Source organism: Flavobacterium soyae, from assembly GCF_021245985.1.
Classification (GTDB): Bacteria; Bacteroidota; Bacteroidia; order Flavobacteriales; family Flavobacteriaceae; genus Flavobacterium; species Flavobacterium soyae.
Window position 1 is genome coordinate 191,942 of record NZ_JAJQXA010000010.1, and the last position, 12,530, is coordinate 204,471.

Below are 12,530 nucleotides of genomic sequence, written 5' to 3' on the forward strand. Positions count from 1 at the left end.
AATCTAAATGAAAAAAGTATATTTTGCTTCAGATCAACATTTTGGTGCGCCAACTCCTGAGTTGAGCCTGCCGCGTGAGCAAAAGTTTGTAGCTTGGCTTGATAAAGTTAAAGAAGATGCCGAAGCTATTTTTTTATTAGGTGATTTATTTGATTTTTGGTTCGAATACAAAACAGTTGTGCCAAAAGGCTTTGTACGTGTTTTAGGAAAAATGGCAGAAATTCGTGACAGCGGTATTCCGATTTATTTTTTCGTTGGAAACCATGATTTATGGATGAATGATTATTTTCAAACCGAATTGAATATCCCGGTTTACCACGACAATAAAGAGTTTACTTTTAACGGAAAAACTTTCTTGATTGGGCACGGCGACGGAAAAGGCCCAGGTGATAAAGGGTATAAACGAATGAAAAAGGTATTTACAAATCCGTTTTCAAAATGGCTTTTTCGCTGGCTGCATCCAGATGTTGGCGTAAGTTTAGCGCAATATTTATCAGTAAAAAACAAACTAATTTCTGGAGACGAAGATGTAAAGTTTTTGGGTGAAGAAAACGAATGGCTGGTTTTGTACGCCAAACGTAAATTAGAAACTAAACATTACAATTATTTCATTTTTGGGCATCGTCATTTGCCTATGATAATTCCGGTAGGAGAGGATTCTAACTACGTAAATCTGGGCGACTGGATTGGATATTTTACTTACGGTGTTTTTGACGGAGAAACTTTCGAGCTTCAAAAATTCGAATCGTAACTACTTTTTTTCCATTGGATAAATACCAATTTTATGTGTTCGCAGAATATATTCTGAAAGTTGTTTACTGTTTGAAAGCTGAAATTTAATTGCTCCTGATGCTTTTTTCGGCATATGACATTCTACACAATTATCTGCCAATAATTTTTCAGGCATTATTTTCAGCGTTTTTTCATTGTGTTTTAAACCTTGATGACAACTCATGCATATTTTAGAATATGATGCCATATTCTTCGAAGCATTTTCGTGTGGATTATGACACGTAATACAATCCATTTTCTCGCTGTTTATAAAACACTTGCTTTGCGCCATTAAACGAAACTGATTTCCGTGAACATCAAAATTGGCAGTATCGTTAATACTTCTGGTTTCACGAAAAAACTCAGATAAATTATCTCCCGGTTTAAATTCAAAACGCGATTTCATTTTCATGCCATCATTTCCGGCGTGGCAAAGTGCACAGGCATCCAGTTTTTGCTGTCTGTTTAGTGTTTTAAAACTCGTAATACTGTTTGCTGTTTTTACAGTTGGATTTTTTAAATGAAAGTTAACATGCTTCTTTGCAGGGCCGTGGCAGCGCTCACAATCAATTCCGTAAACAATGGTTTTTTTATCGATAATATCCTCAACATCCATCGATAAAAAATTTTTCTCCTCAGAACTTTGGTTTACACTTCTGCTGCTGGCATTTGATGCATGGCATGAATAACAATCCTTAACAACCATTCGGTCAAAATAAGGTTTGTCAGCAGGGAACCCAGGACTTGTTGCCCAATTATGTATAGAATTGTAATAAGAAACAGGTAATTCGTAAGTATTGTGATTACGCCAGTAAACAGATGTCTGTGCATGTTTAGTTCCAAAAATAATTTCAAATCGATGCGCTTCTACTTCTTTACCATTTTTATATAAAACCTGATAAAGACTGTCGTTACGTTTTTCCATAACTAACCGGGTGTTTTTGTCATAAATAAAAGTATGACTGCCTTCGTCAAAATTGCCTAAAACATTTTCTGAATTTGCGGGAGCGGTAGCTTTAAAGTGGGAACTCTGGAATGCCATATTGTATTGAACCTGGTGACATTGAATACAGCTTTCAGAGCCTGCATAGTCAGTTCCGCGTGGATCAATATATTCATCAGATTTGGCACAGTTAGTAAAGAAAACTGATAAAACAACAAGAATAAAAAGAATGCCAATTTTTTTCATTGTTGTAAATATACTTTATTTTGAATACAATCAAAATATATTTCAATAATGAAGAAATGTTGTTAAAATATTTGTAATGTTTCTAGTTTAGACCTGCTCCGTATACATATTCGTCTAATTCAATTTTGAATAATGAACCTTCTACCAAATCTTTAATTGATTTTAATTCGGTCATAGAAACGGCCAAATCTATAGATGAACAAGGTGTTTTCAATAAAAATTTATGGCAGGAATATTTCATTTCGCAAGTTTCACAACATGTATTTTCGATTAAGCTGTCTTCAATTAAATCGCAAAACTGATTCAATTCTGATACGCTGAAATAAAAGCCTGTTTCTTTAAAAACCAGCTGTACTTTGTCTAAAATGGTTTGATTATTTTGTTTCCAGTAAAAGGCTATTCCAAAATTGTTATGATATATCTGTTCTATTTCTCTCATCGTAAATCCTTTTATTTCAACAAATATAAATATTATTTATATTAATTCTAAATAAAAATATCGTAAAAATGAAAAAATATTGAACCATATAAGTGATATAAGGTAATTTAAGTTCGCCTTCAATTTTTTATTAAATGAACTTATATCACTTATATGGTTTAAAAAACTATCTAAGCCATTTTTTAATATTGGAAATGAATTCAATTTGTTGATCAACAAAAAGATAATGTGAGCAATTGTCTAACAATGCGAAGTGATCTTTGCCCGCCAGGTTTTTAATTGAAGTAATTTGCGCCGAAGAGAAAATACCGTCTTCTTTTCCATAAATAGCGAAAATTGGAACTCCTGTGGCTTTAATTTTCTTTAAAAAAGGTCTGCTGTCGATGTTATTTTGCTTTTCGTTTTGATAAAAAAGCAAAGGCGCATTTTTGTTCCGAATGTTGGTTTTGAAAAATTCTCCGGCTTCATAATCGGCATATAATTTTTTTGAAGCTTTTGTTGGTTTTGGCATTTTAAAATAATTTTCATCACTTGCCAAGTCAAAACAATGTTTCCTATATCCAGCGGAATTTTTGTCGAGTTTTTCTACGTAAGCTATTTTATTCAGCGTTTTAGAATCGCCGTAGTGGATTTTCTTTACAGAATTTAAAATATGATCGTAAGTTTCCTGCTGAGAAAATAAAGCCCCGGCTAAAACCAAAGCGCTTACATTCTGCGGATATTTATTGGTATAAAGTGTAGCAACTAAACCGCCAAAACTGTGGCTAAGTAAAACTGCTTTCTTTAAATGGTATTTTTTATAGATTGAATTTAAATCCTGAAAAGCTTCTTCATAAGTAAATTTCGCATTAGGATCTGCAGATCTTCCTTCACCTCTTCGATCGTATGCAATTACGTAAAAACCTTGATTAGCCAGATTTTGAGCTGTTGTTCCTTCAAATAAAGCTGCGTTGCCGCTTGGACCTCCATGAATGAAGATTAAAGGCTTATTCTTTTCGTTTCCGTATGTTTTGATATAAAGATTTTGTCCATTCATTAAAATGGATTTAATCAAAAAGATAATCAATAGTAATTGTTTCATTACTCCTGATTATGATGGTCCTCCATATCTTTATGCAGATCTAAGTTTCTAAAGGTAGGAGATATAAAACCAAAGCCTAAAACGGTCAAAAGTGTAATGCTTCCTCCAAAAACTACTGAGGTAACAGTTCCCATCAATTTAGCAGTTGCACCACTTTCAAAGGCACCTAATTCATTAGAAGATCCAACAAAAATCGAATTTACAGCACCAACACGCCCACGCATATGGTCGGGAGTTTTAAGCTGTAAAATCGTCTGGCGAATTACTACAGAAATTCCATCAGCAAGTCCGCTTAAAAATAAAGCGAAAACAGAAAGCCAGAACGACGTAGAAAGACCAAATAAGATGATCGATAATCCGAAAACAAATATGGCGACTAAAAGTTTCTTTCCTGCATTTTTATATAAGGGCACATAAGCAGAAACGAGCATTGTAATAAAAGATCCAACTGCAGGCGCGGCTCTTAATATTCCAAATCCTTCAGAACCAACTTTTAAAATATCCTGCGCAAAAATGGGCAATAGCGCTACAGCGCCTCCAAAAAGCACAGCAATCATGTCAAGCGATAAGGCACCTAAAACAATTTGATTTTTAAAAACAAAAGTCAAACCTTCTGTAAGACTGTCTTTTATCGATTCTCCAATCTTTGGATTTATGATTGGTTTTGTACTGATTTGTGATAAAGCTGCTAATGAAAGAAGAGAAAATCCGAAAACCAGACACATTGACCAGTGAACGCCAATCCAGTTAATGGAAAATCCAGCCAGTGCCGGGCCCATCACAGCTCCGATCTGCCAAACCGAACTACTCCAGGTGGCAGCATTTGGGTATGCCTTTTTAGGAATAATTAAGGATAATAGAGAGAAAATAGTTGGCCCAAGAAAAGCTCTAACTAATCCGCCCAAAAAAACTAAAGCATAAATGGAATATAAAATAACAGTTGGGGACCAATCACCAACAACTTTTGGCCAGGTCAGTAAAAACAATCCAAAACTAATTATCGAAAATCCCAAAATACATTTTACCAGTAATCCCTTCTTTTCTTTTTGGTCAACAATATGTCCGGCAAATAAAGCCATACCAACGGCAGGAATAACTTCCATTAAACCAATAATTCCTAACGAAAGCGGGTTTTTAGTTAAACTGTAAACCTCCCATTCTATTATGATAAACTGCATTGCCCAGGCAAAAACCATAGCAAAACGCAATAATAAAAATACGTTGAATTCTCTGTAACGAAGTGCCTGATAGGGATCAGGTTTGTTTGATTTAGTTGTCATTTGTTCTAATGTCTTTCAGCATAAGCTGTGTTGAAATAGTTCCGTTCCATTCGTTTTCTGCAATTGTATAAGCCAATTGAAACAGATTTTGATTTTGCGCTATATTAAGTTTTTTTCCGAGTCCGAAGCCAATGGCAGCAATTCCGTCGGAGTTAGATTGTTTAACGAAAAGTCTTAAATGTTCTTCTTCAGCGCCCAGCGTTTTGGCATAACCCGTATCTTTTATATCTGAAGTCATAAAAACCGGCGTCATATTCTGCGGACCAAAAGGCTCAAATTGTTTTAAAATCCGGATGAGTTTTGGAGTTATATCTGAGAAATTTATTTTGGCATCAATTTCAATTTCCGGAGTTCGCATTTCTGGTAAAATTGTTGCAGAAACCTGTTTTTCAAAAGCTTCTTTAAAAGCCGGATAGTTCTCAGCTTTTAAAGTCATTCCTGCTGCGTACATATGACCTCCAAATTGTTCCAAATGTTCTGCACAGGCGTCTAATGCATTATAAACATCAAATCCTTTTACAGATCGGGCAGAAGCCGCATATTTATCTCCGCTTTTAGTAAAAACCAAAGTGGGACGATAATAGGTTTCAATTAATCTCGAGGCCACAATCCCGATAACACCTTTGTGCCAGTCTTCCTGAAAAACAACAGTAGAAAAACGTTCTTCTTCTTTGTTTTCCAGAATTTGCTGAAACGCTTCTTTGGTGATTTTTTTATCTAAATCTTTTCGGTCTGCGTTGTATTGTTCAATTTCTGAAGCGAATTGCTGCGCTTGTTCAAAATCAAATTCAGTTAATAATTCAACTGCATGATTTCCATGCTTGATTCTCCCGGCAGCATTAATTCGGGGAGAAATAATAAAAACAACGTCGGTAATATCTAAAACTTTCTTTTTTACCTGATGCACCAAAGCTTTAATTCCGGGTCTTGGTTCGCCATTAATTACCTTCAAACCAAAATAAGCCAGAACACGATTTTCTCCCGTAATCGGAACAATGTCTGCAGCAATTGCCGTAGCAACTAAATCGAGATAGGGAACCAAATCTTGAATAGTTTCATTTCGGTTTTGGCCCAAAGCCTGAATCAATTTAAAACCAACACCGCAGCCGCATAATTCGTCATAAGGATACGAACAGTCTTCTCTTTTTGGATCTAAAATTGCAACCGCATCGGGAAGAAATTCTCCAGGTCTGTGGTGATCGCAAATAATAAAATCTATGTTTTTTGCTTTCGCGTAAGCAATATGATCGATTGATTTTATTCCGCAGTCGAGCGCAATAATCAATGAAATTCCATTATCGTCTGCATAGTCAATTCCTTTATACGAAATACCATAACCTTCGTCATAGCGATCTGGTATGTAAGTTGTAATATGGGAATAATGCGATTTTAAATAGGAAGAAACCAGAGAAACGGCTGTTGTTCCGTCAACATCATAATCGCCAAAAACTAATATATTTTCCTGATTTTCAATTGCCTTTTCTATTCGGGCAACGGCTTTGTCCATATCTTTCATTAAGTATGGATCGTGAAGATGTTCTAAAGTCGGGCGAAAGAAATTCTTGGCATCTTCAAATGTTTCAATACCACGCTGAATTAAAAGTGCTGCTACAAAATCTTCTACATTTAGGGCTTGCGCTAAATGTTTGATTTTATCTTCAGAAGGTTTTTGTTTTATGGTCCAGCGCATAATTGATTTTAGATTTTAGAGTGTTGATTTTAGATTTTTGATTTGCTATAGATGATCTTAAAGTACTTGATTTTAAGATCTGAAATCAAAAATCGTTAATCAAAAATCTTAAATAGAATTATTTTGCTTCTAAAGCATTTCCTTCAAACTTAATTCCGTCCCAGCCTAAGTTGATGAAATTTCTAATGTTTTGGTGATTCGTTCCGTTTGGATCTCCTAAAACTTCTTCAAAATAAAAAGCTCCAAAACACGCCAAGGTTTCTTCTTTGTTTAAATTTTGCAGTTTTGCGAATGAAAATAATTTACAAGAACCTGAATTTTCTCCGGCAGCATTATGCTGTGTCCCGTTTTGAAAAGAGGTTGGTGTAAAGTTGTAATTTTCTTCGATTACTGCAATAGTTTCTGGAAATGTTATTTGAGTTGGAGTTTGTTTTACTTTTTCTAAAAAGGCTTGAATGCTCATGATTGTTATTTATTGTTTTTTGCCACAGATTAAAAGGATTAAAAAGGATTTTTTTGCCACGAATTTCGCGAATTAGCACGAATTGAATTAGTGGAAATTAGTGTAATTCGTGACAGCCTTATTCTTAATCTGTGTTAATCCTTTTAATCTGTGGCTGAAATAATTATTTATTCTTCTTCGTCCTTCGAAAACTTACTTTTCTTAGGTTCTTTTGTTATTGTTTTTCCGGCAACGACTACTACAATTTCGCCTCGCGGCGCGGTTTTTTCAAAATGTGCTAAAACTTCTTTCGCCGTTCCACGTACATTTTCTTCGTGTAATTTTGATAATTCTCTCGAAACGCAGACTTGTCTGTCTTCTCCAAAATATTGAATAAATTCGGCTAATGTTTTAACAAGTTTATGCGGAGAAACATATAAAATCATCGTTCGGGTTTCTTCGGCTAAAGCCAAAAATCGAGTCTGACGTCCTTTTTTATCAGGTAGAAAACCCTCAAAAATAAATTTATCATTTGGAAGTCCGCTGTTTACAAGTGCTGGAACAAAAGCCGTTGCGCCCGGAAGACATTCTACTTCAATTTTATTTTCGACACAAGCACGAGTTAACAAAAATCCCGGATCTGAAATTGCCGGAGTTCCTGCATCTGAAATCAAGGCGATAGTTTCGCCTGCTTTCAAACGCGCAATTAAATTTTCGGTTGTTTTGTGCTCGTTGTGCATATGATGGCTGTGCATGTGCGTGCCAATTTCAAAATGCTTCAGGAGTTTTCCGCTTGTTCGGGTATCCTCAGCCAAAATCAAATCGACTTCTTTCAAAACCCGAATGGCTCTAAAAGTCATGTCTTCAAGATTGCCAATTGGCGTTGGAACGATATATAATTTTGACATATTTTTATATTATAACACGAATTTACTTCGTCTGTTCGCTTTCGCTCGAGTCACTAATTGACACAGATTACAAGTGCTTTTAAAAAATTTCACAAAGAAAAAATTAGTGTTAATTCGTGTAATCTGTGTTTTATTTTTAAGCGAATTTTTTCTCAATAATTCCAAGAAAACGTTCTGCGTAATCGTCTTTTCCTTCCCAATTATTATAATCCGGTTTTACCATGTTTTCGATGAAATCCTTTGCTTCTGCATAAGAATCAAAAGTTAGTAATTGGTTTAAAACACGGCTGTAATCTTCTGTGCTGTTTCCAAAAAGATTTTTTGTAAAAGCGATTCTATCGTTCAAATCAATATGGAAACCTTTTGCTAATTTTTCGTTTAAAGAAACTGATTTTGGTTCTTTTGGAGTTTCTAAAACTGGAATTTCAAAATTCTTTTTCTCTTTTAAATCATTGTTTAAAGAAGAAACAGGTTCGAAACTGTCCACTTTTACAAATTGTGCATCGGCATAATTGATTCCGAAATCTTCAAATGCAATTGGAATGGGCGCTGCTTTTGATTCTGTTTTTGGTTCTTCTTTAGCCTCCTCTTTTATTTCTTCTGTGTCTAATTCAAAAATAGGTTTGAAATCCGGAATTGGTTTTAAATTGTTTACAGTCGTAAACGAAAGTTCTTCGATATTATTTTCAGGTTCTGTTTTTTCAATTTCTTTAACAACTTCTGGTTCTGTTATTGGTTCTTCGGTAGTTTCTTCAACAGGTTCAGGAGTTTTTTCTTCAGGAATTTCTGCAGTTATTTCTTCAGCAATTACTGGTTCTGGGGTTTCTTCTGCTTTAATTTCTTTAAAAAGAGCTGGAGTTTCGATTACAGTTTCCGCTGGAATTATTTTTTCAGAAACGGCTTCTTTTTCAAAAATAGTTTCAATTTCAGAGCTTATTTCGCTGTGGCTGATTGTTGGTTTTGCTTCATCGAAATTTTCATCTACAAATTTTAAAATCGCTAATTTCTCATATAATTTCTGAGTTTCAAGATATAATTGATTGATATCGGATTTGTTTTTAAGTTTTAAAATTCGATGTGCAATGCTGATTAAATCGGCTTCCAATTTTTTTTTCATAACTGTTGAAATTATAGTGAATAAGATATTTTAGTGTATTTGGTGTCTGAATGTCTTTAATTCTTAAGGAAATCTGATAGATATTTTTTTATTTCTGTTAATAAGTGTCTGCCAATCTCCGATTTGATAAAAATTTTCTACTTTTGAAAAAATGTAAAACAGTACATTTTTACGTCGATTTATTACCAGTACAAAGTAATAAAAACTATTCATTTTTAAAGGCAGAAAAATACAAAATGTTTCTCGAAAATACAGTAAATCACAAAGAACAATTTGGTTGGATTGAAGTTATTTGTGGATCAATGTTTTCGGGTAAAACCGAGGAATTAATCCGCAGATTAAAACGCGCCCAGTTTGCCAAACAAAGAGTCGAAATCTTCAAACCCGCTATTGATACCCGTTATCATGACGAAATGGTGGTATCGCACGATGCCAACGAAATTCGTTCTACGCCGGTTCCGGCTGCAGCCAATATTGCTATTTTAGCTCAAGGCTGTGACGTTATTGGTATTGACGAAGCTCAGTTTTTTGATGATGAAATTGTTACAGTTTGTAATGATCTTGCCAATCAGGGAATTCGCGTGATAGTTGCAGGACTTGATATGGATTTTAAAGGGAATCCGTTTGGGCCAATGCCGGCACTTATGGCAACTGCCGAATATGTAACGAAAGTCCACGCCGTTTGTACCAGAACCGGAAACCTTGCCAATTATAGTTTCCGTAAAACGGATAATGATAAACTGGTAATGCTTGGTGAAACCGAAGAATATGAGCCGCTTAGCCGTGCAGCTTATTTTAAAGCAATGAAAAAAAATCAGGAAAAATAATCTAAAATCTATTTAACTTTAATAACCAATACAAGAAAAGCAAAATATGAGAAAACAAAATATCTTACTATTAGTTGTGATTGGAATTGCGGTTGCTTTGGCTGTTTTTTTTCAATTTTTTCTTTCTGAAAAAGCGGATGAGGTAAATACAGAAATTACAGAATTAATTGAAAAATATAATAAAAGCTGTCCGTTAAAAATTCAGGAAGGTATTCGTTTAGACAGCGTTAGCTTACATGAAGAAAGAGTCGTTCAGTATAATTTAACATTGCTGAATGTAGAAAAAGAAACGGCTGAAATTAATGTTATACAGGGCGAAATTGAGAAAAGCCTTTTAAGTACAGCAAAAGCAAATCCGGGACTTCAGGTTTTTAGAGATAATGATTATACTTTGAATTATAGTTACAGTGATAAAAAGAAAGTGTTTTTGTTTGATGTGAAGATTTTACCAGACGAATATAAATAATTTAACGTTTGTAAAATGTTGTTAAACCCGACAGGTTTTTAAAACCTGTCGGGTTTTTCGTTTAGAAAAAATCATTCCGTAGGAATGTTTGGTCGGTAGAATTTTTAATTGGATTTAGATACACGTTCCGTAGGAACGTTTGATTGTGGTTCGAGATATTTATTGATGATTACAAGTGTCCCTACAGGACACAACCTAAATAACACCATTTTTTTTCTACCAACGAGATATTCCTACGGAATAAAAAATAGAATAATTAATAAAAACGAAACCCGACAGGTTTTTAAAACCTGTCGGGTTTGATATGATATATAGAAAATTAAATTTTCTTTCTCATTCTCGCAACCGGAATATCAAGCTGCTCGCGGTATTTTGCAATGGTTCTTCTCGCAATTGGATACCCTTTTTCTTTTAAGATTTCGGCCAATTGATCGTCTGGAAGTGGTTTCTTTTTGTCTTCTTCTTCGATTGTATTCTTAAGGATCTTTTTGATTTCTAAAGTCGAAACATCTTCACCCTGATCGTTTTTCATAGCTTCAGAGAAAAATTCCTTAATTAATTTTGTACCGTATGGCGTTTCCACATATTTACTGTTAGCAACACGCGAAATTGTCGAAATATCCAAACCAACCATATCCGCAATATCTTTTAAGATCATTGGTTTTAGTTTAGTTTCGTCGCCGTCTAAGAAAAATTCTTCCTGATAATGCATAATCGCATTCATCGTTACAAAAAGTGTTTCCTGGCGTTGTCTGATTGCGTCAATAAACCATTTTGCCGAATCCAGTTTTTGTTTGATAAACTGAACCGCATCTTTCTGTGCCGTCGATTTATCACGAGAATCTTTATACGTCTGCATCATTTCCTGATAATCTTTAGAAACGTGCAGGGAAGGAGCATTTCGTCCGTTTAAAGTCAATTCCAGTTCGCCATCCACAATTCTGATCGCGAAATCAGGAACTACATTTTCTGTAACTTTATTATTTCCGGTAAAAGAACCGCCCGGTTTTGGGTTTAGTCTCTCAATTTCATGAATCGCTTTTTTAAGCTGTTCGTTCGAAACGCTGTATTTCTGTAATAATTTATCGTAATGTTTCTTTGTAAAAGCATCAAACTGATTTTCGATAATATCGATTGCTAAATCAACATATTCGGTTGGCGTTTTATGCTTCAATTGTAATAACAAACATTCTTGTAAATCGCGTGCTCCAACTCCCGAAGGTTCTAGTTCGTGAATTACAGTCATCATTTTTTCGACCATTGCTTCATCAGTATAAATTCCCTGAGTAAAAGCCATATCGTCTACAATATCCGGAACGCTCCTGCGAATGTACCCCATATCATCAATACTTCCAACAAGGAATTCAGCGATTTCGCGTTCTTCATCATTCAAAATAAAAGTATTGAGCTGATTGATTAAATCCTGATGAAAACTAATTGGCGAAGCAAAAGGTGTTTCGCGTTCTTCATCATCACTATAATTGTTAACCTGAGTTTTATAATCTGGAGTATCGTCGTCGCTTAAGTATTCGTCAATATTGATGTCATCTGCTTCGATTCTGTCAGATTCTGCATCATCATAATCGTCGTAGTCTTCATTTGCGAATTCATCCGCTTCGTATTCTTCTTCTTTACCCGCTTCAAGAGCCGGATTTTCGTTCATTTCTTCTAATAAACGCTGTTCAAAAGCTTGCGTAGGCAATTGAATTAACTTCATCAGCTGAATTTGCTGTGGAGATAATTTTTGGGATAATTTTAAATTTAAAAATTGCTTTAGCATGATAAGGCACTACTTTTTTTAGCCACTAAGACGCGAAGGCGCAAAGTTTTTTATTTGTTTTTTGTTTCTTGCCACAAAGGCATTAATACACAAAGTTTTTTTGCTTTCTTATATTTCTATGAAGACTTAAAATACTCTTTTTGTATTTATAAATCTTCTGATACCGCTCTTTATCAACGGAACATTGAAATTAATTAAAAAGCCTAAATCTTTATTCAGCAATTTTAACTGACTTATAATTTGTGCTTCCCAAACTGGATTTATTTGTTCAACCGCTTTTATTTCTATAATTATAGAATCTTCAATTAGTAAATCTAATCGTAATCCTTCGCTAAATTCAATTCCATCATAAAAGATTGGAACATCAACTTGACGTTTTACATCAAGACCAGCTTTAACAATTTCGTGAGCTAAACAAACTTCGTAAACTCTTTCTAATAATCCGGGTCCAAGTTGTTTATGAACCTTAAATGCCGAGTTTACAATTATTTTTCCAATTTCTTCCGTTCTTTCAGAGAGCATATTTTTTTTGGGTTTTGC

General features: G+C 34.6%; 13 protein-coding genes. 3 read left to right on the forward strand and 10 right to left on the reverse strand.

Features of this window, described 5'->3' with window-relative positions; all coding sequences use genetic code 11:
• Positions 1–7 precede the first annotated feature (7 nt).
• On the forward strand, positions 8–751 hold the full coding sequence (locus LUU93_RS14415; RefSeq protein WP_232681842.1) for a UDP-2,3-diacylglucosamine diphosphatase: 744 nt from the start codon (positions 8–10) through the stop codon (positions 749–751).
• On the opposite strand, the gene LUU93_RS14420 is transcribed toward LUU93_RS14415, so the two are convergent.
• The 8 genes from LUU93_RS14420 to LUU93_RS14455 all read right to left on the reverse strand — a co-directional run bounded on the left by LUU93_RS14420 (position 752) and on the right by LUU93_RS14455 (position 8,917).
• Positions 752–1,960, reverse strand: coding sequence for a cytochrome c3 family protein (locus tag LUU93_RS14420; protein ID WP_232681843.1), 1,209 nt, complete (start codon positions 1,958–1,960; stop codon positions 752–754).
• A gap of 82 nt (positions 1,961–2,042) precedes the next feature.
• On the reverse strand, positions 2,043–2,399 hold the full coding sequence (locus tag LUU93_RS14425; protein ID WP_232681844.1) for a hypothetical protein: 357 nt from the start codon (positions 2,397–2,399) through the stop codon (positions 2,043–2,045).
• Between the two features lie 166 nt (positions 2,400–2,565).
• On the reverse strand, positions 2,566–3,480 hold the full coding sequence (locus LUU93_RS14430) for an alpha/beta fold hydrolase (protein ID WP_232681845.1): 915 nt from the start codon (positions 3,478–3,480) through the stop codon (positions 2,566–2,568).
• Positions 3,480–4,760, reverse strand: a complete 1,281-nt coding sequence (locus LUU93_RS14435; protein ID WP_232681846.1) for an MFS transporter — start codon at positions 4,758–4,760, stop codon at positions 3,480–3,482. Before LUU93_RS14435 ends, LUU93_RS14430 begins: the two co-directional genes overlap by 1 nt.
• Complete coding sequence (gene recJ / locus LUU93_RS14440) at positions 4,750–6,450, reverse strand: single-stranded-DNA-specific exonuclease RecJ (RefSeq protein WP_232681847.1); 1,701 nt, start codon at positions 6,448–6,450, stop codon at positions 4,750–4,752. Before recJ ends, LUU93_RS14435 begins: the two co-directional genes overlap by 11 nt.
• 118 nt (positions 6,451–6,568) lie before the next feature.
• Positions 6,569–6,913, reverse strand: a complete 345-nt coding sequence (locus LUU93_RS14445) for a HopJ type III effector protein (protein WP_232681848.1) — start codon at positions 6,911–6,913, stop codon at positions 6,569–6,571.
• 167 nt (positions 6,914–7,080) lie between these two features.
• Entirely contained in the window at positions 7,081–7,800 is a 720-nt protein-coding gene (rsmI, locus tag LUU93_RS14450; protein ID WP_232681849.1) for a 16S rRNA (cytidine(1402)-2'-O)-methyltransferase, read from the reverse strand.
• A gap of 136 nt (positions 7,801–7,936) precedes the next feature.
• Positions 7,937–8,917 carry a DUF8457 domain-containing protein gene (locus LUU93_RS14455; RefSeq protein WP_232681851.1) on the reverse strand — a complete coding sequence of 327 codons (981 nt, stop codon included), beginning with the start codon at positions 8,915–8,917 and terminating at the stop codon, positions 7,937–7,939.
• A gap of 236 nt (positions 8,918–9,153) precedes the next feature.
• Between LUU93_RS14455 and LUU93_RS14460 the strand changes: the two genes are divergently transcribed.
• Positions 9,154–9,744 carry a thymidine kinase gene (locus LUU93_RS14460; RefSeq protein ID WP_232681872.1) on the forward strand — a complete coding sequence of 197 codons (591 nt, stop codon included), beginning with the start codon at positions 9,154–9,156 and terminating at the stop codon, positions 9,742–9,744.
• Positions 9,745–9,790: 46 nt separating this feature from the next.
• Complete coding sequence (locus LUU93_RS14465; RefSeq protein WP_232681852.1) at positions 9,791–10,210, forward strand: DUF8479 domain-containing protein; 420 nt, start codon at positions 9,791–9,793, stop codon at positions 10,208–10,210.
• Positions 10,211–10,529: 319 nt separating this feature from the next.
• Here LUU93_RS14465 and rpoN read toward each other — a convergent pair whose 3' ends face one another.
• A complete protein-coding gene (gene rpoN, locus LUU93_RS14470) occupies positions 10,530–11,990 on the reverse strand; it encodes an RNA polymerase factor sigma-54 (RefSeq protein ID WP_232681853.1) in 1,461 nt (486 codons plus the stop codon).
• A gap of 126 nt (positions 11,991–12,116) precedes the next feature.
• Entirely contained in the window at positions 12,117–12,512 is a 396-nt protein-coding gene (locus tag LUU93_RS14475; protein WP_232681854.1) for a GxxExxY protein, read from the reverse strand.
• Between the last annotated feature and the right edge of the window lie 18 nt (positions 12,513–12,530).